General features: G+C 42.2%; 23 protein-coding genes and 2 pseudogenes. 7 read left to right on the top strand and 18 right to left on the bottom strand.

Annotation, left to right across the window (positions count from 1 at the left end):
- Window positions 1-97: 97 nt before the first annotated feature.
- The 5 genes from NYE33_RS30165 to NYE33_RS30185 all read right to left on the bottom strand — a co-directional run bounded on the left by NYE33_RS30165 (window position 98) and on the right by NYE33_RS30185 (window position 6281).
- Window positions 98-1213 carry a glycoside hydrolase family 88/105 protein gene (locus NYE33_RS30165; protein ID WP_042135201.1) on the bottom strand — a complete coding sequence of 372 codons (1116 nt, stop codon included), beginning with the start codon at window positions 1211-1213 and terminating at the stop codon, window positions 98-100.
- A gap of 36 nt (window positions 1214-1249) precedes the next feature.
- A complete protein-coding gene (locus tag NYE33_RS30170; RefSeq protein WP_042135199.1) occupies window positions 1250-3049 on the bottom strand; it encodes a glycoside hydrolase family 2 protein in 1800 nt (599 codons plus the stop codon).
- 58 nt (window positions 3050-3107) lie between these two features.
- The gene (locus tag NYE33_RS30175; RefSeq protein WP_052421749.1) at window positions 3108-3989 is read right to left on the bottom strand and encodes a carbohydrate ABC transporter permease; all 882 of its coding nucleotides are present in this window, start codon (window positions 3987-3989) and stop codon (window positions 3108-3110) included.
- Window position 3990: 1 nt separating this feature from the next.
- Window positions 3991-4869, bottom strand: a complete 879-nt coding sequence (locus tag NYE33_RS30180; protein ID WP_042135197.1) for a carbohydrate ABC transporter permease — start codon at window positions 4867-4869, stop codon at window positions 3991-3993.
- Between the two features lie 95 nt (window positions 4870-4964).
- Window positions 4965-6281, bottom strand: coding sequence for an ABC transporter substrate-binding protein (locus NYE33_RS30185; RefSeq protein WP_042135195.1), 1317 nt, complete (start codon window positions 6279-6281; stop codon window positions 4965-4967).
- A gap of 318 nt (window positions 6282-6599) precedes the next feature.
- Here NYE33_RS30185 and NYE33_RS30190 point away from each other — a divergent pair, with 318 nt between their 5' ends.
- The 3 genes and pseudogenes from NYE33_RS30190 to NYE33_RS30200 all read left to right on the top strand — a co-directional run.
- Complete coding sequence (locus NYE33_RS30190) at window positions 6600-7517, top strand: ArsR/SmtB family transcription factor (RefSeq protein WP_042135193.1); 918 nt, start codon at window positions 6600-6602, stop codon at window positions 7515-7517.
- 353 nt (window positions 7518-7870) lie between these two features.
- Window positions 7871-8290, top strand: a complete 420-nt coding sequence (locus NYE33_RS30195; RefSeq protein WP_341069012.1) for a hypothetical protein — start codon at window positions 7871-7873, stop codon at window positions 8288-8290.
- 31 nt (window positions 8291-8321) lie between these two features.
- Window positions 8322-9092, top strand: a pseudogene (locus tag NYE33_RS30200) (DEAD/DEAH box helicase family protein); the annotation flags it as partial.
- On the opposite strand, the pseudogene NYE33_RS30205 reads toward NYE33_RS30200, so the two are convergent.
- The 8 genes and pseudogenes from NYE33_RS30205 to NYE33_RS30240 all read right to left on the bottom strand — a co-directional run.
- A pseudogene (locus NYE33_RS30205) lies at window positions 9085-9618 on the bottom strand (type I restriction endonuclease); the annotation flags it as partial. The pseudogenes NYE33_RS30200 and NYE33_RS30205 overlap by 8 nt on opposite strands.
- A 112-nt stretch (window positions 9619-9730) precedes the next feature.
- Window positions 9731-10843, bottom strand: a complete 1113-nt coding sequence (locus NYE33_RS30210) for an AAA family ATPase (RefSeq protein WP_218639429.1) — start codon at window positions 10841-10843, stop codon at window positions 9731-9733.
- Window positions 10840-12231 (bottom strand): hypothetical protein, encoded by a 1392-nt coding sequence (locus tag NYE33_RS30215; protein ID WP_341069019.1) that lies wholly within the window; start codon window positions 12229-12231, stop codon window positions 10840-10842. Before NYE33_RS30215 ends, NYE33_RS30210 begins: the two co-directional genes overlap by 4 nt.
- 11 nt (window positions 12232-12242) lie before the next feature.
- Window positions 12243-13925, bottom strand: a complete 1683-nt coding sequence (locus tag NYE33_RS30220; protein ID WP_341069022.1) for a hypothetical protein — start codon at window positions 13923-13925, stop codon at window positions 12243-12245.
- 24 nt (window positions 13926-13949) lie between these two features.
- Window positions 13950-14258, bottom strand: a complete 309-nt coding sequence (locus NYE33_RS30225) for a hypothetical protein (protein WP_076242675.1) — start codon at window positions 14256-14258, stop codon at window positions 13950-13952.
- A gap of 137 nt (window positions 14259-14395) precedes the next feature.
- Window positions 14396-15451 (bottom strand): hypothetical protein, encoded by a 1056-nt coding sequence (locus NYE33_RS30230; RefSeq protein WP_076242674.1) that lies wholly within the window; start codon window positions 15449-15451, stop codon window positions 14396-14398.
- A gap of 5 nt (window positions 15452-15456) precedes the next feature.
- Complete coding sequence (locus tag NYE33_RS30235) at window positions 15457-16257, bottom strand: DUF7662 domain-containing protein (protein ID WP_076242673.1); 801 nt, start codon at window positions 16255-16257, stop codon at window positions 15457-15459.
- A complete protein-coding gene (locus NYE33_RS30240; protein WP_076242672.1) occupies window positions 16244-16885 on the bottom strand; it encodes a hypothetical protein in 642 nt (213 codons plus the stop codon). Before NYE33_RS30240 ends, NYE33_RS30235 begins: the two co-directional genes overlap by 14 nt.
- A 95-nt stretch (window positions 16886-16980) precedes the next feature.
- On the opposite strand from NYE33_RS30240, the gene NYE33_RS30245 reads away from it, so the two are divergent.
- Window positions 16981-17307, top strand: coding sequence for a hypothetical protein (locus tag NYE33_RS30245; RefSeq protein WP_341069026.1), 327 nt, complete (start codon window positions 16981-16983; stop codon window positions 17305-17307).
- Window positions 17297-17530: a hypothetical protein gene (locus tag NYE33_RS30250; protein WP_076242670.1), complete on the top strand. Its 234-nt coding sequence runs from the start codon at window positions 17297-17299 to the stop codon at window positions 17528-17530. Before NYE33_RS30245 ends, NYE33_RS30250 begins: the two co-directional genes overlap by 11 nt.
- A gap of 123 nt (window positions 17531-17653) precedes the next feature.
- Here NYE33_RS30250 and NYE33_RS30255 read toward each other — a convergent pair whose 3' ends face one another.
- A complete protein-coding gene (locus tag NYE33_RS30255) occupies window positions 17654-18217 on the bottom strand; it encodes a Uma2 family endonuclease (protein WP_179093422.1) in 564 nt (187 codons plus the stop codon).
- Between the two features lie 181 nt (window positions 18218-18398).
- Between NYE33_RS30255 and NYE33_RS30260 the strand changes: the two genes are divergently transcribed.
- A complete protein-coding gene (locus tag NYE33_RS30260; RefSeq protein ID WP_042135191.1) occupies window positions 18399-19793 on the top strand; it encodes a SpoVR family protein in 1395 nt (464 codons plus the stop codon).
- Between the two features lie 775 nt (window positions 19794-20568).
- Here the strand turns inward: NYE33_RS30260 and NYE33_RS30265 are convergent.
- The 4 genes from NYE33_RS30265 to NYE33_RS30280 form a co-directional block, all read right to left on the bottom strand.
- Entirely contained in the window at window positions 20569-21471 is a 903-nt protein-coding gene (locus NYE33_RS30265; protein WP_231575319.1) for an AraC family transcriptional regulator, read from the bottom strand.
- Between the two features lie 79 nt (window positions 21472-21550).
- On the bottom strand, window positions 21551-22003 hold the full coding sequence (locus NYE33_RS30270; protein ID WP_336103592.1) for a flavodoxin domain-containing protein: 453 nt from the start codon (window positions 22001-22003) through the stop codon (window positions 21551-21553).
- 103 nt (window positions 22004-22106) lie between these two features.
- A complete protein-coding gene (gene ltrA, locus NYE33_RS30275; RefSeq protein ID WP_081969899.1) occupies window positions 22107-23498 on the bottom strand; it encodes a group II intron reverse transcriptase/maturase in 1392 nt (463 codons plus the stop codon).
- 531 nt (window positions 23499-24029) lie between these two features.
- Complete coding sequence (locus tag NYE33_RS30280) at window positions 24030-24617, bottom strand: TetR/AcrR family transcriptional regulator (RefSeq protein ID WP_042140920.1); 588 nt, start codon at window positions 24615-24617, stop codon at window positions 24030-24032.
- 159 nt (window positions 24618-24776) lie between these two features.
- Between NYE33_RS30280 and NYE33_RS30285 the strand changes: the two genes are divergently transcribed.
- Window positions 24777-25505 carry a hypothetical protein gene (locus NYE33_RS30285; protein WP_052421748.1) on the top strand — a complete coding sequence of 243 codons (729 nt, stop codon included), beginning with the start codon at window positions 24777-24779 and terminating at the stop codon, window positions 25503-25505.
- Window positions 25506-25638 lie beyond the last annotated feature (133 nt).

A 25638-nucleotide genomic window follows, 5' to 3' on the forward strand; every position in this document is an offset into this window, starting at 1 on the left:
GTAAAGAAGATAAAACAGCCTAATCCTTTGGCGTAAATGCTCAAGGATTAGGCTATTTGTATCCAAGAAAAGATGAATAAATGAGTTTACGCAGGGTTTATTTTAAAGCTTCATACAAGGCAATAAGAGCCAAGGACTGTCCGTATGCCATCGGCATGAGGGTAATGTTCTTGTAATGATCCTTATCCATTCCCATCCCGGTTCCGGCCGACACATTCAGTACGGTTCCATCTCCGCTAATATTTTGACATACCGACTGAATGGCCTTGTCTGCCGCAGCCTGATATGAGGAATCCAGAATACCGGCTTTAATGCCTTTTAGGATACCTGCGGCAATTGCGGCCGACCCGGATACCTCTTCATAGCTGGCCCGGTCCTGCAGGACTGTATGCCAAAGACCGGAAGCTGCCTGAAGTGAAACCAAGGCATTGACCTGAGCTTTATACGTATCCACCAGAAATTTCCGGATGCCCGGGCTAATCGTATCCTGGCAAGTTTCCAGGTAATCGACGATGCCATAGGTGAACCAGGAATTGCCGCGGCACCAGAAGATACTGCCGAAATTATCATTGCGTTCGAAGCTCCAGCCGTGGAAGAACAGGCCGGTATGTTTGTCGAACAAATACTTGATATGGAGCAGAATCTGGTGTTCAGCTTCATGCTGCCACTCCGGCCGGTTAAACTTGCGCCCGGCCTGGTTCAGAAACAGAACCGCCATAAAGAGCGTATCAATCCATAACTGTCCATTGTGCAAGTGAATTCCATCCCGATTGCCAATGGCAGTGACCGTATGCTGAAAGCCTCCTTCTTTAGTTTTGGGCAACTCATGAAGGAGCCAATCCGCATGTTCCCGGCATAGCTGTTCCAGTTGGCTGGAAGGCTCAAGTTGATCCAGGAGCAGAACCAGACCCAGATAAGGAGCTGTTGTATTAATGTTTTTTGAAGGCAGCCCAACCTCCAGATTACGGGTATACCAATTCTGAAAAAATTCCTTATAGCGGTGATCGCCGTAATAATTCTGCAGCTTGTAAAGACCATAAAGACCGACGCCCTGCGGCCAGTCCCATTCTTCAATTCCGAAATCCCGTTGTACAATCCCTAATTTCGTATCGGCCTGAACCACGGTTTTATCCTTTTCATAGTCGCTACCGCCCAGATTCATAAGCTTGTCTACTACCAGTCCAATTTTTTGAAGCAGTTTTTCATTTGTCATGGATTCATAAACTCCTTATCATTAAATTTATTCCGATTAAATTGTCCGTAGATGCCATTGACTATTAATTTCTTTAATTAACGACATATCGCATTTGGGTGTTCGATCATATGCCAATAGACCGTTAATTTCTTGCTCAACATCTGTTAACTGCGTATAACAATAACCATAAATAATCTTAGAAGCGTATACAGCCTTCATAATTCTTTCATATTCTAGAACAAGATCCTCTGAAGATTGTGCACTGGTATATCCCCAACCATCGTCAGCGCCAGCCTTATAGCTTATACCACCAAATTCAGTTAACAAAATTGGCTCTCCCCGATGCTCATAACCATCTGCATATACACTGCGGGCTGATGGCTTTGAAGCAAGCATCGTTTCCTTCGTGGACAGAATCCGCTTAAATTCTTCATACTTATCGGGCTCATCTGCTCTGCCATGCTGATAATTGTGTACCGCACAAATGTCAGTTCGTGTCATTTCCCATCCATCGTTCGATATCACTAATCGGGTATCATCCAATGAATGAATAAGACTATACATGGCTAAGCTGTGGTACTGCTGCTGCTTATTCGATTTCACCATCGGAATTCCCCAGCTTTCGTTAAGCGGAACCCATGCAACAATAGATGGATGATTGAAATCACGGTCAATAATTTCAATCCATTCTTTGGTTAACCGGGCCACAGCATCACTATTAAAAGAGGCGCTCGCAGCACATTCTCCCCACACAAGGAACCCTATTCGATCTGCCCAATATAAAAACCGCGGATCCTCTACCTTTTGATGCTTACGGCAACCGTTGAACCCTAATTCTTTAGCTAATTCAATATCTTTCTTCAGGTGTTCATCCGTTGGCGCAGTAAGTAATCCTTCCTGCCAATAACCTTGGTCGAGTACAAGCTTTTGATAATAAGGTTTGTTATTCAGATAGACCATACCATTCTCTGTATGAACTTTCCGCATGCCGAAATACGATTGTATACAATCCACCTCAACCCCATGATCGTACAGCTTCATTTCAACATCAAACAAATTAGGAGTTTCCGGAGTCCATGTCCAGCCGGCATGATGAAAGTTTGTCCGGAATGTTTTCAAACCAAATAGCTCTACTGTTCTACGTGTTATTGGCTGCAACAATCGTACTTGATCCTGAATAACAGGTACTCCCCGAAAAGAAATACGAATATCCAAATCTAATTCCTCTGATCCATATCCCTCAGATTTAACTTCTATTCCAATGCTCCCTTGATCTAAATCGGGCTCAAACTTCACCTGATGAATATAAACAGGGTTTACCGCCTCCAGCCACACGGTCTGCCAAATCCCTGTCGTGCGGGTATACCAGATGCTTTCTGGCTTCTCTAACCAGAACTGTTTGCCCCGGGGTATAGTTTCATCCTGTGAAGGATCTTCAACATGTACAGTCACCTGTTCCTCCTGCCCGGTTAATGCATGCGTAATATCAAAAGAAAATGGAGTGTGTCCTCCCTCGTGCATGCCGATATAATGACCATTCACATACACCCAAGCTCTATAATCTACCGCTCCAAAATGTAATACAACAACACGCTTCTTATACCAACCTGGATCAAGTGTAAAATTACGCTTATACCAGACATAGTCATGAAAAGAGGTATCGTGTATTCCACTTGCAGGGGTTTGAAAAGCAAAAGGAACTTGAATGGTCTGACTAAAATTTTCACTTGGATCAAACCATCGCTGTGCAGCTCCAACATTCCTGTCATCAAATTCAAATTGCCATGCTCCATTTAAGTTAAGCCATGCGTCTCTAACTAACTGTGGACGCGGATATTCCATCCGATGTGACATCTAGCTTCATCTCCTATCCATTTATATGTTGTTGCATTGGTCAGTTCTTTATCTGTTATCATCCCTTAATTCCGCCTGCTGTAGAACCGCCAATAAAGTGCTTTTGAGCAGAGAAATATACAATAATCGAAGGTATTAACCCTATAATTGACATAGCAATATTTTTATTCCAGCTAAAATCAACAGATGTCGTATCCATCGCCATTCGAAGCGCAATTGAAACAGGATACTTCTCGACTGAAGAAATATAAATTAAAGGACCCTGAAACTCAGTAAATGTCCACATGAACTGGAATAAAGCTACTGTAATAAGGGTAGGTTTTAGAATAGGGAGCAATACTTTAATTAAAATATTAAAAGAGTTACACCCATCTATTGTTGCTGCCTCGTCCAGCTCCCCGGGAATCGTTCTTAAAAATTGAACCAACATATATACAAAAAATGTATCACAAGCAAATGCAGAATTGGCAATTAGAGGGATATAAGTGTCCAAAAGATCTACATTCTTCCAAAAAATATACATCGGTACTCTAGTAACGATTCCTGGAAGAAAAAGAGTAGCGATCATAACCGGAAACAGCACTTTTTTCATAGGAAAGTTAAATCTTGCAAATCCATATGCAGTCAGAATACAAGAAATCAAGGTTAATAACACTTTTGGAATTACAATCAAAAAAGAGTTTAAAAAGTAGGTTCCAAATGTATACTGGCTAGAAGTCTTCCATCCTTCGATATAAGGTGTGAAATCAAAAGACTTAGGCATAAACCATATTGATTTAAAAATCTCTGTATTACTCTTAAAAGATGCCCCAAATAACCAGAGAATCGGATAAAGCATAATTAAGGTCCCTATAATCAAAAAGAAATATTTGAAATATAAAGCGATTTTTCTTTTATGGTACTCACTTCTGTTATTTTTGTTTCTCATTGCTTGCTCCATGTTATTTCCCTCCGTCAGCATAAAACACCCATTTACTTGACGTTTTGAACAGGATGGCCGTGAATATCATAATCATAATAAATAACACCCAGGACAAAGCACCGGAATATCCCATGTCAAAGTTTTTAAAAGCACTATCGTATATATACATTGGTAATAGGTAGGTGCTCTTCATTGGACCTCCACCCGTAACTAAGAATGGCCCCTCAAATTCCTGGAAGGCTTGCACAAGCTGCAAGATTAAATTAAAGAATATAATTGGGGTTAGCTGGGGTATTGTCACTGAAAAAAACTGTCTAAACTTTGAAGCTCCATCAATGGAAGCTGCTTCATATAAATCTTGCGGGATTTCCGACAACGCATTCAAAAAAATCACCATCGCAGAACCAAACTGCCAAATACGTAATAAAACAATAGTAAACATTGCTCCACTTGTGCTAGAGAACCACCCGATGCTTTCCAGACCGGTCATATTTAACGCCATATTGATTAACCCATCACTTTTAAATAAGAACTGCCATAATACTGCAATAGCTACATTTGCACCTAAAATAGATGGAATATAATAGGCGGTTCTAAAAAATCCGATTCCCTTTAATTTAGCATTCATAATATAGGCAATAAGCAGTGCAAATGCTAATTTAAATGGCACGGTAAAGAATACAAATTTGATCGTGGCTTTCACCGAGGTCCAGAAGGTGGGGTCACTTGTAAACATCCGTGAATAATTATCCAGTCCAATAAAAGCAGGCTTATCCAGCAGGGAGTAGTCTGTAAAACTGTAATACAGTGACATGATAAATGGGTAGATTACAAAGAAACAAATCCCTATTAACCATGGTGTTAAATAGAATAAGCCTGTATACCTATTTTTATTCATGGCTATTCGCATTCCTCTCGTGACATTCAACGCCCAAAATTGGAATAAACTTATGTAAATAATTTTGGGCATTAAATGATTGTGTTCATTTATGTTTACTTTTTAAAGCTTTGTTCTTGTTCCTTGTAAGCCGCATACAGTTCCTTTGCAGCTTCTTTCGTATCGACCTCACCATAATCCAGCTTAGTGATTACATCCAGTGACACATCATTCAACTTTGCTGTATCCCATTTGAACATAGTAGAAAGCTTGCTATCATTTTTTTCATCGCCTAATTTTGTGATTTCAGCTGTTAACGGAGTAATCAGATTGTTTTTTTCAAGCACCTCTTTTCCCGCTTTGCTGTCGGGAACACCATTTTCAAGCATTTGAATCTTATTTGCTTCTTCACTATTCATTAAAAAGTTAATTAGCTTCGCAGCACTTTCTTTGTGTTTTGTTTTTTCAGGAATGGAATATACCATGGCAGGCTTCGTCCAGACACCCGTAGATTTTTCTTCTTTCATTGAAAGAAAGCCAGCCACCTCTAAATCAAAGCCTTGTTCTTTTAGCTGATTTTGTATGGTATTCGTATTCGATGTAAACTCGAATAAGCTAACCCACTTTCCTTCCATTATTTCTGTTGCTGTCGCACCTTCTATTGACCCTGAGTTATCCACTTCTTTTTTGGATGGCATAATTCTTTTCTCTACCAATTCGCGATAGAAAGATAGCATGTTCTCAAAATCAGATTCTTTGTAATTTAAATTTCCATTATCATCAGAAAGCGGAAGTCCGGTTTGCTGTGCTAAAATTGAGAAAAATACGATCGGGGACGCATATTTTGACCCTACCAAATTCGCCATCGGATAATGATCCTCTGGCAACTTATCTCTCATTGCAAAAAGATCATCCCAAGATTGGGGTGCTTCAATTCCATATTTATCAGTCACCGTTTTGTTATATAGTAACGGTCTATAGACAGTTGAAAGGGGAAGCCCTAACAGTTTACCGTCCTTTTCTAAGGGCGCAAGCACATTTTGTGAAAAATTAGAAAGACCCAGTTCTTCGCCCAACTCTTTCAAATCTGATAATTGATTTACATATTGATCCACCCACATGGAATCTAAACGAATAACATCAGGAGCAGTCCCTCCAGACAATTGGGTAGTCATTTTTTCTTGATAACCAGCATATCCGGCGAATTCCGCCTTAACTTTAATATTAGGATTTTCTTCTTCAAATTTACTTATAGCTTCTTGCACAGCTTTATTACGCGAATCGCCTCCCCACCAACTGATGCGAAGCTCTTCTTTTTTGCCACTTTCTTTTCCACCATTACTAGCTGAATCACTGGTTTTCCCACACCCTGAAAGAAGTGAAACTACTAATAGTCCCGCAACAATAATAGTTAACTTTTTTGTGTGTTTCACAGTAAACCCTCCTCCAAATAACTTATTTTTCTTTGTTTTACTTGTCCAAGCAAGCAAATACTATCATGATGAAAACGTTCTTTCAAGCTTGTATCAACGTTATTTCTGATTTTCAACTTTGTGGTATACAAAAAAAAGTCACCGCTTAACTAGACCTTTTATTGTAAACAAAAAAGTTAACAATATGTTATACACTTGATTTTTCAGATACGGAAAGTATTGGCGGGGTACGAAATGTGAGTTATAATGTTCAACAGCCGCTAGAAGCTAGATTTATGAGAATTGATTCCGCTAGTAAATCCGAGTGAGGAGGTACATATGTTCTTAGAACTCGATGAGAATGGTATTTCTGTTTTGAAAGCACTGGCATCTGACACAAGAGCTTCAATTCTCAAATTATTGTTACATACGCCTCTTAATGTTAGTGAGCTCGCCAAAAAACTAAAATTAAGCAAAGCTATCGTTTCACGCCATATCCGATTACTAGAGGACGCCAAGATAATCAAGCTCCAGGAAAACTTAGAGGTTACCGATAGCAGAAAGAAGAATTTTATTCTTGCTGTTGATCATATTTCCATCAACTTACCAGAAAAACTTCATCTTCCTTTTAATGTGATTACTAATGAAATCAAGCTTGGATACTATTCTAATTTTTCAGTCACCCCTACATGTGGATTAGCTAGCCCAACTAAAGTAATCGGAAAGTTAGATGATCAACGGGCATTCGTATCCAATGACCGGATCGATGCTTCATTACTTTGGTTTGCGGAGGGCTTCGTTGAATATATTATTCCGAATGATTTTAACAAAAATTTTACTGCAGAATTATTAGAGTTATCCCTGGAGCTTTCTTCAGAGTTTCCTGAATCCAACAATAATTGGCCAAGTGATATCGCGTTTTATATAAACGATGTTTTTTTAGGCACCTGGACGGCTCCAGGTAATTTTTCAGATGTACGCGGAAAATTAACACCAACCTGGTGGGATAACAAACTTAGCCAGTACGGCCTTTTAAAACATTTAAGAGTCACCAAGAATGATACCGGAATAGACGGTCAAAAAATATCATCGGTTACACTTGCCAATTTAAAGATCGAAGATTCCCCCTTCATCAAGTTGAAGATTAGTATTGATGATCATTCTAAAAACAAAGGTGGACTTACTATTTTCGGGGAGCACTTTGGAAATTATTCGCAGAATATTCTACTTAAAATATTCTATACCGAAGCAGAATAATGAATGTTTAGGCTATATAAGACGCACTTAAGACTTGAACTTGAAGCTTCATCGTCACTGCGGTGAACATTTGGACTTCCGGCGCTGTTGTCCCCAGATTTCTTGATTAATACCGCTCTTCGCGGTGGATATCCGGTGACGAAGGCGGTCGCTACCGCTCCTGCAGTTCCAAATTTCCACTCCGCTTCTTTTGCTTTTGTTAGTTTCTTTAGTGCTTCTTATATAGGCTTCGAATCTCTAAGGTGCTTACACAAAAAGGCTCTCCATGAACGATATACATCGTTTTGGAGAACTTTTTTATGGATCATATTCTGATACAATATAAGGACAAACCAAATTGGAGGTGCCAGCCCATGCAATGGGAAGAGGTTCGGAAGATTTATCCCAATCAATACGTTAAGCTGCAAATCCTTGCATCACATACCGAAGGCAACACTAAGTTTGTGGATGAAGTCGCACTGATCCGTGCTATTCAAGACCCCCAAGAAGCGACTAAGGAGCAGCTACAATCTAAGGATGGCGTGATTGTGTCACATACCGGAAATGATGATTTGAAGGTTGAGATTCGTGCTTCTAGTAGACCAAGAGTGGCTCCAATGACCAGAATACTTACAGATGAACAAAAGAAGCAAATGACTTCGGTTATCTTCAAAGATGAAGGTGTCCTCTCTCAACTTCAACAAGCTCAAAAGGATCGTAGAGATGGAATTTCCACTTACAGTGACAGCGAAGAGGAGTTTGCCCAGTTACTGAACAAGACCCAGAACAAATAAATAGCCTAACCTCTTAGCATATTCGCTGTGGGTTAAGAAGAAAATATTATTTTTAGCGGACAGAAATGTATTGGTAGACCAAACGATATCAGGTGATTTCAAGCCATTTGGCGGTAAAATGACAAAGGTTGAGAACAGGATCCTAGACAGTTCCTATGAGATTTATCTTGCTCTGTATCAGCAGCTTTCAGGTGATGACGGAGAAGAAGCCTATCTGCAATTTCAACCGAACTTCTTCGATCTGATTGTTGTAGATGAGTGTCATAGAGGCAGCGCAAAAGAGGATTCTGCATGGAGAAAAATCTTGGATTACTTTTCATCAGCCACTCATGTAGGATGTACTGCTACACCTATTGAAACGAAGGAAACCTCAAGCCAAGCTTACTTTGGTGAGCCTATTTACGAGTATTCTTTAAAGCAAGGGATTGATGATGGCTATTTAGCCCCATATAAAGTGATAAGAATTGGCCTTGATAAAGACCTTGAAGGGTATCGACCAGAGATTGGGAAAGTCGATAAACATGGCTATGAAATTGAGGATAGAGAATATAATATCAAGGATTATGACAGAACCTTGGTTATTGATGACAGGACGAGGGTGATTGCAGCCAAGATTACTGAGTTTTTAAAGAAGACAGACAGATTTAGCAAAACGATTGTTTTCTGTGTGGATATTGAACATGCAGAGCGAATGAGACAAGCTCTAATTAATGCAAACAAGGATTTGTATGCTGCAAATGATAAATATATTATGCGTATAACAGGGGATAATGACGAAGGGAAAGCACAACTGGAATATTATCCACAGTTCGATTAATAGCTATACGCTGATAATATCTAGGGATCTTGTAATTAGGCACATAATAATAAGGTTCTAGAAGCACCTTTTCTTCTGCATCGGTTACATTCTTATCATTTAAGTATCGTCTATATAAGTCCTCTGGTTAGGGGAATTCTCCAAGGCTTAGTTCACTTACTTCACCCGTGATTAAATTTTGCTCAATAAATCCATCCCCATTGGTTGCATATACATAATAGATGTCGAGTGCTTTTGCATAGGCAATGGCTTGCTGCAAACCTGCACCAACTGAATGATTGTTATCCTTTGCTTCAATGACAGCTAGAGGAAAATTGTTTTTATAGAACAGAACATAATCCGCTCTTTTCCTCTTGCCTCTAGTTGTGACATTACCACGAAGTATGATTCTGCCAACCGTAAAAGCATATTCCAGACGAATTTGTTTTTTTATATCCCATCCTGCATTAGTGATTGCTGGTGTGATATATCTGGCTTTGATATCTTCCTCAGATAAATTTTTCTTTGCCATAGGCTCAGTCCTTTCCGTCTGATTTTATCTGGATGAATATTATGAAGTTCTTATTAAACGTGGTTATTTATATTAGCTAACTATCGGAATTGGTTTACAATGATCACTACGACTATCCAAATATTATATCTTGAGAGACATCTTCTTTAGTAATTAACATCAACGATTCTTTAGTAATATGCTCCGTCAACCTAGAGAGTCTCTTTGATTGATTCAGCGTTATGTCATCAAACAAATTCCGCACAAGACGACCATTTGAAAAGTGATCATTTTTTTCATTTAATTTCATTTGTAACACATTACGGACTTTTTCAATTGCCTCCTCTTGGGCAACATAATCATTTTGATTGCACGTGTAATTGAATATTTGAACAAGCTCATCGAGTGAGTAATCACTGAATGAAATAAATGTATTGAATCTTGACTTTAATCCTGGATTGGATTCAAAGAACTTCCCCATTAAATTTGTATACCCAGCTACGATCACAACTAGGTCATCGCGATAATCTTCGAGAGCTTTTGTTAACTCAGTAAGGCTTTCTCTCCCATAACTATCGCTATGATCATTCTCTGTTATGCTATACGCCTCATCAATAAATAGGACTCCACCTTTTGCACGATTAATTAATCTTTTCACCTTAATTGCTGTTTGTCCTTGATACTCAGCAATTAAATCAGTCCTGCTCGCTTCAATGAATTGACCTTTACTCAGTAATCCGATAGCTTTGTACATTCTCCCAACAATACGAGCCACTGTAGTTTTAGCTGTACCAGGATTTCCAAGAAACGCCATATGTAAAGTTTTGTTAGACTTCTTTAGTCCGTTTTTCTCCCGTAAATGTTGTACTTGATTAAAATCAATCAAATCACGGACTTGCTGCTTCACATTTTCGAGACCAACCAAATCATCTAATTGGTTAAGTAGCACATCTAGTGAGACATTGGACGACTCTTTTAAGTCCTGGAAAATTCCATCAACTTTTGATGCTCCAAGATATTTATATAACATCTCAACAATTTTTTCTTGCTTTTGTTCCATGTTAGGTAAGGATTGTTTCTTAGTTAAGATACCTAAGTTTTTGATTAACTCTAAAACAGCCCTATCATTTTGTTCATCAGTTATTTCTCGAACTAATCGTTCAAAATCAGATGTTTGTCCCAAGAAAACATCTAACTGCTTTGTTTCTTTAATCAGCTGGTATTTGTAATTCTCTGAAATCATCATAAAACCTCACTTATTATCAAAACTACTAGAATACATATGATAGTGATAGTTGTAAATGAAATAATTTGAGTAATCTTCAACGTTTCTGATAAATTTCTTGTCAACAGATTAAGCTCAACAACCTCATTTTTGGCCATTGATAATTCAGATTCAAAATATGCTGATATACTTTCTGCTTGTTGCTCTATTCCTACATTGAGTTTCTTAATAGCATCTTCAATATCTTTCTTGTTTGTTATGACTTCGTTAGTCATTAAATCCAGTTTAGCATCAAGCTCCGAATTTTTTCGATCGGCTTTTTCAGATAAGATCTGGATATTATCCTGAATCAATCGTTTCATATCATTGAGCTTCTCTTCATGGATATCAATTTCTTTATTTAGAGTTTTGATATATGCAGATATACTTTCTGCTTGTTGCTCGATTCCACTATTGAGTTTCTGAATAGCATCTTCAATATCTTTCTTGTTTGTTGTGATGAATTCGTTAGTCATTAAATCCAGTTTGGCATCGAACTCAGAATTGTTTTGAACGACTTTTTCAGATAAGATCTGGATATCATCCTGAATTAATCGTTTTATATCAATGAGTTTCTCTTCATGAATATCAATTTCTTGGTTTAGAGTTTCGATGTTAGTCTTATTTTCTGTAATTATTACTTCGATTTTAGATATATTTTCATTTTGATTTGAAACTGCTTGAAATTGTTCAACTTGAAATTCTTTTAAGTAATTGAAATCATCTTGAAAAACTGAAAGTGAAGATAAGAATGATTTCACTTCATCGGTAAGATCGGCTAATGTCAGATCTTGAGCCTCAACCTTGGTTTCAAATGCTTTAAGTTTACTTTGCATTGTTGAAAGATTACCGAAAATTATATCAACATCGGTTAAGTGTTCGATCTTCTCTATTTTTTCTTTGAATTTTTTCAAAACTTGGATGACTTGCTTCTGCTGATTAATTATTTGTGTGATCTCATTTTGATTTGTTTGAACGCCTTCGATTCCTTTTAATGCTTTCGCGTTAGCTTCTTCAGCTGCTTTCAATGAGATCAAAATTCCATGAATATATTCTTTATCTAATGCGGAAAACGTATCGTAGATAGTGTTGAATTCTTTAATTGTTCTAACAAGAACTTGATTCTGTTTAATCATTTTATCCTGAATATTTTGAGTCAGCCTATTCAGGTCATCACCCGTTACTTTATAATCAAACAACCCAAAAGGTCCCCTTGAACCTGGAACACTAGGTAAAATCTCTTCTTTAGGTATTTTTTCACTAAATTCTTTTAATTTATTTTTCTTTTTATTGAAATCATTGGTGCTGTTATTCATAATGGCTATCTGGTTTTTATTTTGATTATGCTTTGTCTCGGTTTTAATTGACATTTCTGATCACCTCAAAGTAAATCTTCTAAATCATTTTGCATTTGAACTAAACTTTTCTGATTATCACTAATGATTTCTTTATTTTTTTTATCATTGGCCTTATCTCCAGCAAATATCTTAGTAAGCGATTGTTGCATTATGTCCTTCGCTAATGTGTGATTCTCTGAAATTTCGCTCATAACATTTTCTTTACTTGCGGCTACATAGCTTTCAGCTGCAAATAGTTGTACCTGCTGAAGATTTATAAGCTTATTTTTCTTATAAATAATTTGCTGATCAATCTCTTCTTTTGCCTTTCTGGAGATAAATTTATCGATAAGATTTAGTACGATTGCGCCAACTAATCCAGACACTAAGCTTGATAAAAACAAACCAATCATATTCGCAAGAGTGCCAATCAGTGGGATCTCAATTTGCATTCCAGGAACTGTAGTAAATAAGAACTTTTCAAAAACCTCTCCTAAGAAAATTGCACTACCACCAACTAATCCAACTGTTATTATTTTTCCAACTTGTGCTACCTTTACGGACAAAGGTTTTTCCTTATTTTTCTTATCTCGAAGAAAATTAACGGCTTCAACAACAGACGATATCCCTTGCTTAATAAAACTTGATAATTTCTTGAATAGACTTACTATAGGTCCGAAAATTTCAGATACTATTGTGCCGATTAAAGTTGATGCTCCCGTCTGAAGAACACTGTATATTTTGGAGAAGAATGATCTTATAGATTCTTTCATATTAGATAAGAATCCATTAAGCGACTTAGATTTCCCCTTGAAAAAACGGACTAAACCATTCATGATTTCTTTCAACAGTGTAAAAAGCGCTGAGATAGCCATTGTCTTTAAGGCATCTTTCCCAGCTTTTTTCCCTACTTCTTTAGCTACATCCAATCGAATATCTTTATTAATTGCTTTTCTTGCTCCGTTATCAGCTTTCATCATAAGATCGTCATCAGCAGCAATTTTATTGTTAAAACGTTTGTTATTTTCTTCTTTTTGCCAACGTTTATCAGCATCGGACATATTTGATTCATCAATCTTTTTATTTGCCTTTTCGTTTTGTTCAACCAGAGATTTTTCCCTAGTCTCACGGGTTTCTGTATACTCTTTGTTACTCTTGGCTCCTTTACTTTTATTTAAAGATTCGTTTGTCGGCTTTAGGTTTTCCCCTTTGTTGGCAAGGCTAGCTACATCTAAATTTGCTTGCTTCCTTCTTTGATTATCGAATAGCTCTTTTCTTGATACGACATGATCTAAATTAGCCTTTTCTCCAAGTTTCAAGTCTTTTCCTGTGTACTCATCCTTCAAATTTCCAGTTTGTTGTTGCTCCTTCATTGCCTTATTGGCATCTTTGTATCGTTTATCTTGCATAACGGAATCGGCAATATCCTTATACTCTTCAGGATGCTCTCTATCATATTTTTGAATTAATGTTTCATTAGTCATGTCGAGACCAATTTGATTCCCAAACTGTTTCCAAACCTCATCCAAGACTATTTTCCCTAAAGAATCAGGATCAGATAATTTTTCTCTATCACCTTCCAGTAGCTCTAAATCAGAAAAGCTTTCTTCCAACTGTTTTGATAAAAAACCTTCAATTTCTTCAAAATCAAAGTCAGTTTCAATATTATTAATTTCAATATTTAAGATTTCATTTTTATTAGCCACAGATTCAAACAGTCCTTCCAAATAAATTTTTATAATTATACTGTTCTACAGAAGGAACGCCTCATCGTCATCCAATGTCGGGAGTTCAAAGATCTCCGTAGACGAATGATAGCTTTCCAGCTTGGGATCTTTGAACGCTGCTTCATCTTGACGGTTTAGGGTGCCTAGCTGTCTGCCTAAATTATAGCTCTTCTGCTTCATACCTGGAGTTAACTCAAATTCACCTATGTATTTCGTTATCGTTTCTCCCCAAACATACCAAGCTTGCTTAATTAGAGAAGTATTCGGGTTAATATAAACGTTCCGCTCAGCCATTTTGGCCAGATCGGATAGAATGTTCCAATGGTTCGACAAGAAAGTTTAAATTGCTATTACTCATACCATTCACCTCTGGATGATTTATTCTTGAAATGTAAAATGATGCATAGGAAAATATTCCTAAGTCCATAATAACATGTCTAAATACAAGGGGAGTATTAAAAAATGAGGACTCAAATTGAGTCCCCTACATTTGTTTCATCTATACGTCTTAGCCATGCATCGAAATAACTTCTACTGAGGTTCTCCACCCAATGATTACATAATAGATAATCATAACCATAGATCAAATACGGATCAGCGTAGAATCTGGGTCGTCCGTTGATATTCCGCTGTTCGGTCAAGGAAAGGTTAGGGTCGACCTTCTTCAATACAGGATAAGTGATGTTAAATGTTTTCTTCGAGTAGTCCAGTCGCTGCAACCGCTCAATCTCTTGCACAGTTAATACATCATTCGCAATCAAGCGTTCAAAACTGGATTTAACAAAAGCACCAATCTTTATTTCCTCAGATCCTTTAAAATCAGCAGGTAATTTCTTTGTTTTCACTGGCGATTTCGGTAGGTTTACTGGCTGTTTATCCTCCGCGAAAAGATTATACATTTGTATACTTCGCATAAACAGCTCCGAAGTATCTGACACAGAATTAGATAAGGCTGTTACAACATTGAAAATTTTCTCCTTGAAGTCCTCATTGCAGAGGAGCTCAAAGCGAAAATCTAAACCTTTTGCATGGAACAGATCCTGGAGTTCGGCTATGTAGAGTTGCAGCGGTTCACGTATTGCTCCATATATTTTTGGAGCAGCAAATATAATATTTCCAGCATTCAAATTGAAATACCCATGAATTGCCATAGCAGTGCGAATCATTTTCTTCAGCACTCTGGAAATTGTTTCTTCCTTGGAGCCGTAATTCAGGCCATACTCATGAAAAGCTACATCTATTCCGTATATACTCTCAACACCATTTAGCCCTCCAACTTCCATACCCAAAGCATCAATCTCCGCCTGTTGGAGTAGTTGAGAGAATGAACTGTTTTGCTTAAACAAATCAAGGCTGTATTTCTCTTTAAAATACAGGTCTGAATCTTTCATCATACTTTCGACGACCGCTTCGTTATGAATCTCCCACGACTTCACCGATGGCTTCCAATTCAACTGAACAAGCTGACAATTCTTTGCATGTCTCAGCCATGAGAGCATCAAGGATTCTCCGATTTCTATTTTCAACAGAGCTACACCTCATCGCCTATTTTTCTGAATGCAGTCTTCTCTCCAAGCGTGACTGAATCCACTTCCCAACCAGCGAGCAGCCAAGATTTAGCTTGTGTATTCGTCAAAGCATTAGCCCACCACGGACGATATTTACTTGCAGATGCAGGCAGTGCGAAACCTAGTACCGTCTCGATTTGGCCTATAGTCATAATCACTTGCTTACCTTCGGTACTCAGTAAATATCGATAGAGTGAAACGTATTTCCCAACGTTATTCTCCATAAGATTCTTCGGCTGATCTCTATGCTTTTTCAAAGTAGGCCGTACATTAACTTCAGACGGTGACTCCAGTGAATCTCCAGATATCTCCTCATGTCCTTCCAGCGCTCGGGTCAACCTTTGCAGCATATAGCCGATCCCCGTACAATCGCTTAGAGGAAAGAACAATTCCTGTCCTTGATTAAATACAGCCTTAGCTCGATCCGCATAATGCTTGCCGCCCAGCACCGTAATCTCCTGATATTTGAATAATCCCTTGCTTTCAGCCTGCTCTTTCAATTGAGCGATAAGAATGGTCTCACTGGAAGGCTTAATGAAGGACACGTTATAGTCCTCTGGAATCATATCCTCAGGAAATAGAAAACCATATTTTGCAGACAGAATCACCCAATGATCGAAGAAGGTTTTAGCATACCTTTGACAGGCCACGGCAAAAACACCTGTATAAACGTTCTGCGCTTCTACAGGTCCAATTGAAGGCTGTTTATCCCATATTTTCGCGGCACCGCAGGGAATAATACAAAGCGATTTATCTCGATTCACTGGCGAGTACCTCGATTCTGTCAAAATCTTGGTTATTCAAGGGTTCTTTATACAACTCGTTCACTTGCCAAAGTCCACTTCTTCTTATTTTTTCATGGGGTGATGACATCCCAAGCCATTGAACAGAAGGAGCGCACTCATCACATAACGATAACGTAGATATGAGCCTGGATTCCAAAGATAAACGCTCTTGTTTATCTTCTATAGCCAGCACACAAAATGAGAAATGCTTCTGTATATAATCACTGACTCTGTTCTCGATATTTGACTGATATGCTGGATCTACCAGATGACCATTATTAAGTTTAGCTTCCCGAGTTGTAAAATCGAGTTCCCATACACTTGCGTATGGATCTTTGTCTCGGTTCAGCAGGCACCTACCTATGTTCTTGCGAAATATACTTCTATCCTTATTCTCCTGAACAAAATGCTGCTTCAAACGCGACCTAAGTTGATTAAGGCCTGTATGGGTACCAACTCGAACGATCCGTTCCGCATCATGCCCGTATTCCCCCGTTTCAAAAAGCAAATAGACCCCATTTCTGGGGATCACGTTGTCCTCGAAGGGAAAATGATGCCGAGTCATTTTATGGACGATCTCATGTAATTCACAACAGTGTTGGCTCATACAGATTGGCCCCCTTTAGATCTAGAAAATCATGATATTCAAGTGTTAATAAATGTAATCTTAACACAATAAGATTGCTATTGGTTTATGATATAATGAGCGAAAGTAAGGTGAGCAGAATGTCCATTTCCAAGGAACAATTAGAACAGAGCTTTCAGGGCAAATCTTACGTAGACCTTAAAGACTTGGTCCCGCTAATTGAAGAAAATTTTGGATTTAACGTTACTCTGCAAAGGAAAGATGAGCGGCCTACATTTACAGATGAACAAAAGAAGCGAATGACTTCAGTTATTTTTAAAGATGAAGGTGTTCTGTCTCAACTACAGCTAGCTCAAAAGGATCGTAAGGAAGGGATTTCCACATACAGTGACAGCGAAGAGGAGTTTGCACAATTACTGAAAGAGGCCCAGAATGAAATCTGACCAATACAAGGTTCTCTGGACTACTTACGCTCGGGTAGCACTTGCCCATATGAAGGAATTAAAAGTAGACCCTATGAACGTCTTTAGGCGTTCTAAGTCTGTTTTGGCTGATGAACCCAAATATAAAGCTGATGGAGTTTCTGACTTCCCTGGTTTTGAGTTTAACGGATACTACTGGGTGTTAATCGGTAATGTGATCATTATAAATAGCCTAACCCATTAGCGTATATCGCATATGAGCTAGGCTTTTTCTATATCCTAATTTTTCCCAGATCATATCTGGCCCGATTCTGAGTACAAAAACAACCGGCCAAGGATATATCCCGCCGGCTGATTGTATTTGTTGTTATAAACTAAATAACGTGTTCATTGGAATTTGTAAATCTTTAAAGACGATGGATTTAACCGATTCCTGCTCCGTATATAAATGACGTACCTGGTAACTGCCATCCTCCAAAGTATATACATGAACCGTTCGATTCCCAGGATCCACAATCCAATATTCCGGAACTCCATGCTTCTGATATAAATTGAACTTCTCATTAAAGTCCTTAAGTGCAGTAGATGGTGACAGCACTTCAATAATTAGGGTTGGGGCACCGTTACAGCCGCTCTTGGATATTTGGTCCTTAGAACAGACAACGGAAATATCCGGCTCAGTGACATGATCAGGTGATTGATACTCTTCACTTTCACTGAAGAACACATCAAATGGGGCCACAAACACATAGCAGCTCCGGTTCTGGAAGAATGTCCTTAGGGCGAAATGAAGTTCTCCTACAATATATTGATGCAATGAGGTCGGAGCTGGAGACATATTATAGGCTTTGCCGTTAATTAACTCCCAGGTTCCTTCCCAGGTTAGCCAATCTTGATAGGTATGAATTTTCTTCTCATCCGGATTTGACACAATGTCTGGCCTCCTTCTGATTATGTGTACGAGCTTTAACTAATTGTACCATGTTCAAACGAATCGTTGCTAATTTCCACCCGGCCGTACAGACAAGTTCAATATCCCGCCATCATACTCCCTCCCCTCCGCCCATATACATAAGAAGAACGGTTCACAAGCTGGAAGGAGAGATGGATGCATGCCCGGTGATGAGATTAAAGCGCTGGAACGGGCGATTGCCGAGATTACGGAGATTGCTACCGGGTTCGGCCTCGATTTTTATCCGATGCGTTATGAGATATGTCCTGCGGATATCATTTATACCTTCGGTGCCTACGGGATGCCCACCCGGTTCGGACACTGGAGCTTCGGTAAGACTTTTCATAAAATGAAGTCGCAATACGATTTCGGCCTGAGCAAAATTTATGAGCTGGTGATCAACTCAAATCCGTGCTACGCCTTCCTTCTCGACGGCAACTCCCTGGTGCAGAATAAGCTGATTGTCGCCCACGTGCTGGCGCACTGCGACTTCTTCAAGAACAATATGCGCTTCTCGATGTCCAACCGGGATATGGTCGAGAGCATGTCGGCCACCGCTGACCGGATCGCCGATTATTCGGTTACCTATGGAACCGATACGGTGGAGAACTTCATCGATTCTGTGCTGGCGATTCAGGAGCATATTGATCCCAGCCTGATCCAGCCGCGCAAGCTGGGCAAGACCCACCTGCTCGAAGCCAAAATGAAGGAGCGCAAGGATTCCCCTCCCGGCGGTCCCGGTCCTGCAAATGCCTACAGTGAGCTATGGGATCTGGAGAAGAGCGATGTCGCCCCGCCAACGCCGGAAACTGCAGGCAAACGAACCTTCCCTCCCGAGCCGGAAAAAGATATTGTCTGGTTCATCCAGCAATATTCCACCGCCCTCGAAGACTGGCAGCGCGATATCATGACCATGCTGCATGACGAAATGCTCTATTTCTGGCCGCAGATGGAGACCAAGATCATGAACGAGGGCTGGGCTTCGTACTGGCATCAGCGGATCATGCGGGAGCTGGATCTGACGGCCGAGGAAACGGTGGAATACGCCAAGCTCAACTCATCCGTAGTCCAGCCTTCGCGCCAGAGCCTGAACCCTTATTACCTGGGGCTGAAGATCTTCGAGGATATCGAACGCCGCTGGGACCGGGACAAAATGTTCGAGGTGCGCGAGCTGGATTCCGACATTTCTTTTATCCGCAGCTACCTGTCGAAGCAATTGGTTAACGACCTTGACCTCTATGTCTTCGAGAAAAAAGGCCCGGAATGGAAGATCACCGACAAAGCCTGGGAAAATGTGCGTGACCAGCTTGTGCTGGCCCGGGTTAACGGCGGTTCACCGTACCTTGTTGTCCAGGATGCCGACTATGAGCGTAACGGCGAATTGCTGATCGCCCACCGCTACGAGAGCATCGAGCTGGATCTCAAGTACCTGGAACGCACCCTCCCGCATATCTACTCATTGTGGGGCCGCACCGTGCATCTGCAAACTGTTGTGGAAGACAAAAAAGCCCTTTTTACCTATGACGGCAAAAAGGTGCAGCGGAAGTTTATGTAGCGTGTCCTCTTAGCACAGCTCAACCTGAGTCCGGAGAGTACTCTATGATGTATTACAATACTAGCAATTGTACTTTGTGCAGTAGAATAATGCTAATTCCTCTGAAAAACAGCATCTATTGTACTTTGTACAATTGAATTTAGAGAATAGGCTGTTTTTTACTCTAAACGCAGAAATCTAATGCACGAAATACAACAGAATGCAGTTCAGTAACAAATATAGGGGTTTCTAATGTACAAAGTACAACCAGCTTGTAAAAGTGGAATCCCAGCGGGGAATTTGCTCGCGTGATGACCTGTGCTAACACATAACTGCTGGCATTCAGTCAGTTCCGGCTAATTTCCCATGATAAAGTGGTTAGTGGTTGGTGTTTTGGTTGTAGTTTTGGTTGTGGCTGTGGTCACACCCGCCCTGTACGAAGTGCCAGCGGGTGTAGCCGCGGTTTACCGGTTTACAAAATCCAGGCCCGCCTGCACATTGGAATGTGCGCTGCGGGCCTTCCTTGCGGCCGCCACCACCAAGCGGCCGGAACAACAGGACTAATAAGCAGGCAAAGACTGGGCGGTGGGAGTAACGGAGGGGATTTTGGAACTGTAGGAGCGATAGCGTTCGCCTGAAAGCTTTCCATAGGAACGCTCGCTTCGGAAGCATAAGCTAAGATTGGATTTAAACCGCTGCCCAGCGGTTTAAATCCAATCTTAGCAGCGACCGGAAGTCCAAAATCCCCGCAGTTACGCCTTCACCGCACAGCCTTTGCCTCCGCCGTATTTAGCTCCTATTTTCCCCGCCGCTCAATCACCGGAACATAGATCTCCATCACCGTATCTACCCGCGCATGGCACCGCTCGTCGTAGTACTCAAAGTTCAGCTTGTCCTCGTCATGTACATAACCGCTTTCCGGGAACCATTCCTCGAAGATATATTGCCACGTAGACTTCACCACTTGGGCAAAAGTATCCGGGTTCTCCTCATCGCTGAGATCCACCGGCGGTGTCGTGAATACCGCATACTGCGCAGCAGGCACAACAGCGGTTAGCATTTCCTCAGCCACAAGGCTGAAGTCCTCCACTATAACCCCCAGCAGGTAGACGGCGTTGCCGCCATCGTCTGCCGGAATACATAAGCCAACCTCCCCGTGCTTCAGCGGGTTCAGCTTGGCGTACATTTTATCCTCCAGATTGTCTCCGTCATAGTAATACCAGAAAGAAGCGACGTCCTGCGTATAGCTTCCGGCCTCCACGTTCGTTTCGATGCCATAACCAGCCACCCTAAACGCCGGTTTGCTCACCATCACGGGCTCCCTGATATAATCCCCGATTTGGTACACTGTTCTGTCCCGGAGATACCCGTCCATCCGTGCCGCATACTGCGAGGGACTATAGCCGAAGGCCTTGCGGAAGGCTTTGGCGAAGCCGCCGGGGGTCTCAAAACCATACTCCAGCGCAATATCCGTAATCCGCCGCCCGCCAAACAGCTCTACTGCTGCCAGGGACAGCCTCCTGCTGCGCACATATTCCATGACCGGCATCTCCCGGCACTGGCTGAACATCCGGCAAAAATGATACAGCGAATACCCCGCCTGTGCGGCAATCTCCTCTGCCGTCAGGTTCTCCCGCAGATGCTCCTCAATATAATCAATACTCCGCTCGATCTCCCTGCTGTAATTCAGGTGCTCCACCAGCCTTTCCCTAACACAAAGCTGATTCCATTATAACAACCGGCAGCCAGCCGGTCTGTTCCAGATTTGCTGCATTACTTTAGCTGATTAAGGAAGCTTTATCTAATAATCCAGCTGCAAACTTGCGGGCAGCCGCGAAATCCTGCACATTGGGATGCCCTTTTTTGTCCAGATTGAAGCCCAGCGGACTGAATTCCCCGGGACAGTGGAACTCAGCGATGACGTTGCAGCCTTTAGCCGCCAGCTTTGCCTCAACCAGCGCTTGATTCTTGAATACCCCAGATCCGGATGTGCAGAAAATAAAGACATTCTTGTCCCGGAGCGGCATCTTTTTGATGAATTTGAACATCCTGCGGTGGATTTTGGAGGCGTAAATGCCTGAACCCAAGCCAATCAGGTCATATCCGGACAGCATCTCCGGCTTAACGTCCTCCACTTTGGCCAAATCTGCACCCAGCACTTCAGCCATAGCGGCTGCAATCTTCTGAGTGTTCATGCTGCGGCCTGATCTGTAAATAATGATAGTCTTCATAATGACGCCTCAATTCGTTATATTATCGAGTAGGAGGGGGCGGCAAGCCCCCGTCCTCTCACACCACCGTACATGCGGGTCCGCATACGGCGGTTCCAAAAGGTTAACAAAGTTCCAGATAGCGTGAAAGTAAACTCTTCAGCCCTTTTGCTTCCCAATAGGAAGTCGAAAGGGCGTTATTCGTGTTCCGGGACATTTCCCACGCGCCTCGCCGCGAGTTGGCCATCTTAAAACAAGCCCACTTTGGAACCCCGAGTGCTCGAAGCTCGCGGATTCGTGTACGTACTCGTTTCCACTGTTTCCACAGACACATTCGAAGTCTCCTCCGAATCCACTGGTCCAGTGTTTGGAAGTGTGTCTTCGCCGAGGCTAGACGGAAATAACCGAGCCAACCCATCAGATAGCGGTTCAGTCGGTAAATCCTTTCTTCCATGGAAATGGACCAGGTACGTTTCGTTAGCTCTCGAATTCTCCCTTTAAAAGCTGCGAGACTCTTCGGAGCAATCCGAATCGTTGCCTGTTTCTGGCTCAGGAAACTGAATCCTAAGAACTTTCGGTGCCAAGGTCTCGCTACCGCACTTTTCTCCCCGTTTACTTTCAGTTTTAGCTTTCCTTCTACAAACCGACTTACCGATTCCATGACACGCTCGCCTGCTCGTTTACTCGCCACAAAGATATTACAGTCGTCCGCGTAGCGTACGAATCGCAAACCTCGCCCGGTCAGTTCCTTGTCCAGATCATCCAATAGAATGTTTGCTAGAAGCGGACTAAGCGGACCGCCTTGTGGCGTTCCCTCCCGGCTACGCTCCCATTTTCCATCCACCATAACTCCGGCGTTTAAGTAAGCACGGATTAGCGTCAGCACTCTTTTGTCCTCCACTTTCCGCGCCACTCTTGCCATTAGCATGTCGTGGTTTACCTTGTCAAAGAATTTCTCCAGATCCAAATCCACGACCCATCTGAGGCCGCCTTGGATATATCTTTGGGCTTGTTTAACGGCGTCATGCGCGCTCTTCCCCGGCCGAAAGCCGTAGCTGTACCACGAGAATTGTGCGTCAAAGATCGGGTTCATGACTTGTAAAAGTGCTTGCTGGAGGAAACGGTCCATCACAGTCGGGATGCCTAGCTGCCGTACACCGCCTCCAGGTTTGGGGATTTCCACCCGTTTGACTGGCGCAGGTCTGTAAGTTCCCGTCAGAAGTTCAGTTTTCACCGATGCCCAGTGCGTATTCAGGTAAACTTGTAGATTCGCTACCGTTACACCGTCCACACCGGGCGCTCCTCCATTTTGCACCACTCGTTTGTAAGCGAGTCGAAGGTTATCTCCTTTGAGCATTTGCTCCAGCAAGTTGTTCTGGTCTTCGCGAGAGGAAGGGACGACTTGTGCCGACGAAGAACTCGGCGCTCCGGCATACCCTGACGGCTTCACCGCTTCTCTTTGCCGCAAGCTCCCTTGCGAGATATTCTGCTGTCGTTGCTCTTCATGCGAACGCATCGCTTTCCTCTCTCCTTTCGGTTCAGCCCTTCCGTAAATTGTTGCAACAGCTTACGTACTATGGCTTCTGCTGACTCCTGCCAGTTCAGCGCAGCCTCTCAGCTACGGTTACAAGTTTTTTTTTCTTGCTTATCTGACAGGTCTCCCCAGATAAGAACGTCATCTGTCTGCCCGCGACCACTGGAGTATACCGCGCCAGCCCTTGGCGGCTTTGGATTTCGTCATGTTTAGGTGACTCATCCGACTGACACAGCCTCAAATCCAGTTCGTGTACCTTGGCCCGTGCTTTTGCCTCCGGCTTCCTTCAGATTCCACCTCACGGTGGACACCCTTGCCCTTGGCTAACGGTAGGCGCTCGCCAGCCCCCGTTCGGGACTTTCACCCTAAAGATGACGCCCATGCTGGGCGTACTAAAATATGAATGAACATAATTATATTCATTCATTTCAAACCGGAATAAAATGCCCAGTACATCCACTGAACATTTAATAGTGTATTCTGCCGCCGGCCAAACGAAGCCGGAGACCTTTGTCAATGCTGTGTATCCGTCAAGCCTTTCATGATAAACTCGACTAAATAATCCAGAATCTGCGGGAAATAGCTAACCCCGATCTCTTCCTTGTGGATGTCAATATACGGCACGGAGTTGAACAAGGCAAGAATCATGCCGTCCTCCAGATCCTCTCTGATCTTCCCCTTGGTCTTCCAGTGCCGGATTAATTCCAGCGTGCCGCTGTTCATCATTTCATGAATGCCCTCTATACCGCCATGCTCATAGAATTCCTTCTCCAGCTTGCTGAAAAGAGCTTTGTTGTACCATTCCTTCAGGATTGGATTCGTATGGATCCCGCTGTAATTAAGCGCCATGATTTCTTTGAGCACTTTGGCAGGCTCGTCATCCAGATTGACCGAAGACTGCAGGATGCTCCGCTTCAGCTTCTCGTTCTCCTGCAGATAAATATCGATGAACAGCTTCTCCTTCGAGGCGTAATAATTGTAGAACGTGCCTACGGCGAACCCGCACATTTTGGTAATGTCGGAAATATTGGTGTCCTTGAAGCCCTTGGAGCTGAACAGCTCTTTGCCGCATCTGAAAATCTCAGCCTTCTTATCTTCCATCTGTAAGCCCTCCGCGCCTGAGTGAATAATATTAAATTCATTCATAATGTAGCACAGCGCTGCTGTCATTACAACACACTTTTAAGTCCCCTGAATCGTATCACTTCAAGGGTGAGATGAATAGGCTGTTGTAATTAATTGAATAATGGAGGTACCCTTATGACCTTTGATAACGAATATCCGAACAGTCAAGCTTATCCATCCGCCTATCCTTATTCTCCGCGTAACACTTCCTTCCCTTACTCGCATTACTACCACCATCTGGTCCGCTCAGAACCCGGTCACACCCTTCCGGCAACAGAAAACCAAAGTGTAAAAAATGAATTCGTAAAAGGGCATATGAACGCAGATGTCGGCAGCGGGCAAGGGATTCATGTAGATGCCGGAGGTGAAGTAGGCGGTAAACACGGCATCGGTGTAAATGCCGGCGGCAATGTTAAATACACCGGTGCTGGTATGCATGCAGACGGCCACATCGGCAACACTTCTTATGGAATCCAGGCGCAAGGTAACACCCATCTGGACAGCGGCCAGGGTCTTGGACTTAATGCAGATGCCCAGGCCTTCGGCAAGTACGGGCTGGCTGCCCAGGCAGCTACCCAGCTGGGCGGCGGCCAGGGAGCCAACTTTCATACGGGGGCGCAAGCCGGAGGTGAACATGGTCTGAGTGCAGAGGCCGGCGGCCATCTGGGCTTAAGTCAAGGTGCCGGACTCCAGACCCAATTGCAGCTCGGCGGTGACAATGGGCTCGGTGCCCAGGCCAAGGCGCAGCTCGGCGGCGGTCAGGGCGCAGGCTTAGGCGTTACCGGACAGGTAGGCAAATATAACGGACAATTAGGCTTTACTATTGGCGGCAAGAATCAGGAGGCCAAGGAGCTTCAGGAGTAAGCCGGGCCCGGTCTATCTTTATAAGGGGAATATCCGAGCGAAGTCATGATTATGGCCGGGTATTCCCTTTTATACGAACCAGCACATATTTAGCCGTGACGGGAAAAAGGACTACCTTCCGGCAGTCCCCAAG

Origin of the sequence: Paenibacillus sp. FSL R10-2199 (assembly GCF_038000235.1) — a bacterium.
GTDB lineage: Bacteria > Bacillota > Bacilli > Paenibacillales > Paenibacillaceae > Paenibacillus_AQ > Paenibacillus_AQ phytohabitans.

Excerpts from the sequence above, each read along its gene's own strand:
- NYE33_RS30165 (WP_042135201.1), bottom strand. The coding sequence starts at position 1,213 with ATGACAAATGAAAAACTGCTTCAAAAAATTGGACTGGTAGTAGACAAG.
- NYE33_RS30170 (WP_042135199.1), bottom strand. The coding sequence starts at position 3,049 with ATGTCACATCGGATGGAATATCCGCGTCCACAGTTAGTTAGAGACGCA.
- NYE33_RS30175 (WP_052421749.1), bottom strand. The coding sequence starts at position 3,989 with ATGGAGCAAGCAATGAGAAACAAAAATAACAGAAGTGAGTACCATAAA.
- NYE33_RS30180 (WP_042135197.1), bottom strand. The coding sequence starts at position 4,869 with ATGAATAAAAATAGGTATACAGGCTTATTCTATTTAACACCATGGTTA.
- NYE33_RS30190 (WP_042135193.1), top strand. The coding sequence starts at position 6,600 with ATGTTCTTAGAACTCGATGAGAATGGTATTTCTGTTTTGAAAGCACTG.
- NYE33_RS30195 (WP_341069012.1), top strand. The coding sequence starts at position 7,871 with ATGCAATGGGAAGAGGTTCGGAAGATTTATCCCAATCAATACGTTAAG.
- NYE33_RS30210 (WP_218639429.1), bottom strand. The coding sequence starts at position 10,843 with ATGATGATTTCAGAGAATTACAAATACCAGCTGATTAAAGAAACAAAG.
- NYE33_RS30215 (WP_341069019.1), bottom strand. The coding sequence starts at position 12,231 with ATGTCAATTAAAACCGAGACAAAGCATAATCAAAATAAAAACCAGATA.
- NYE33_RS30240 (WP_076242672.1), bottom strand. The coding sequence starts at position 16,885 with ATGAGCCAACACTGTTGTGAATTACATGAGATCGTCCATAAAATGACT.
- NYE33_RS30245 (WP_341069026.1), top strand. The coding sequence starts at position 16,981 with ATGAGCGAAAGTAAGGTGAGCAGAATGTCCATTTCCAAGGAACAATTA.
- NYE33_RS30250 (WP_076242670.1), top strand. The coding sequence starts at position 17,297 with ATGAAATCTGACCAATACAAGGTTCTCTGGACTACTTACGCTCGGGTA.
- NYE33_RS30260 (WP_042135191.1), top strand. The coding sequence starts at position 18,399 with ATGCCCGGTGATGAGATTAAAGCGCTGGAACGGGCGATTGCCGAGATT.
- NYE33_RS30270 (WP_336103592.1), bottom strand. The coding sequence starts at position 22,003 with ATGAAGACTATCATTATTTACAGATCAGGCCGCAGCATGAACACTCAG.
- ltrA (WP_081969899.1), bottom strand. The coding sequence starts at position 23,498 with ATGCGTTCGCATGAAGAGCAACGACAGCAGAATATCTCGCAAGGGAGC.
- NYE33_RS30280 (WP_042140920.1), bottom strand. The coding sequence starts at position 24,617 with ATGGAAGATAAGAAGGCTGAGATTTTCAGATGCGGCAAAGAGCTGTTC.
- NYE33_RS30285 (WP_052421748.1), top strand. The coding sequence starts at position 24,777 with ATGACCTTTGATAACGAATATCCGAACAGTCAAGCTTATCCATCCGCC.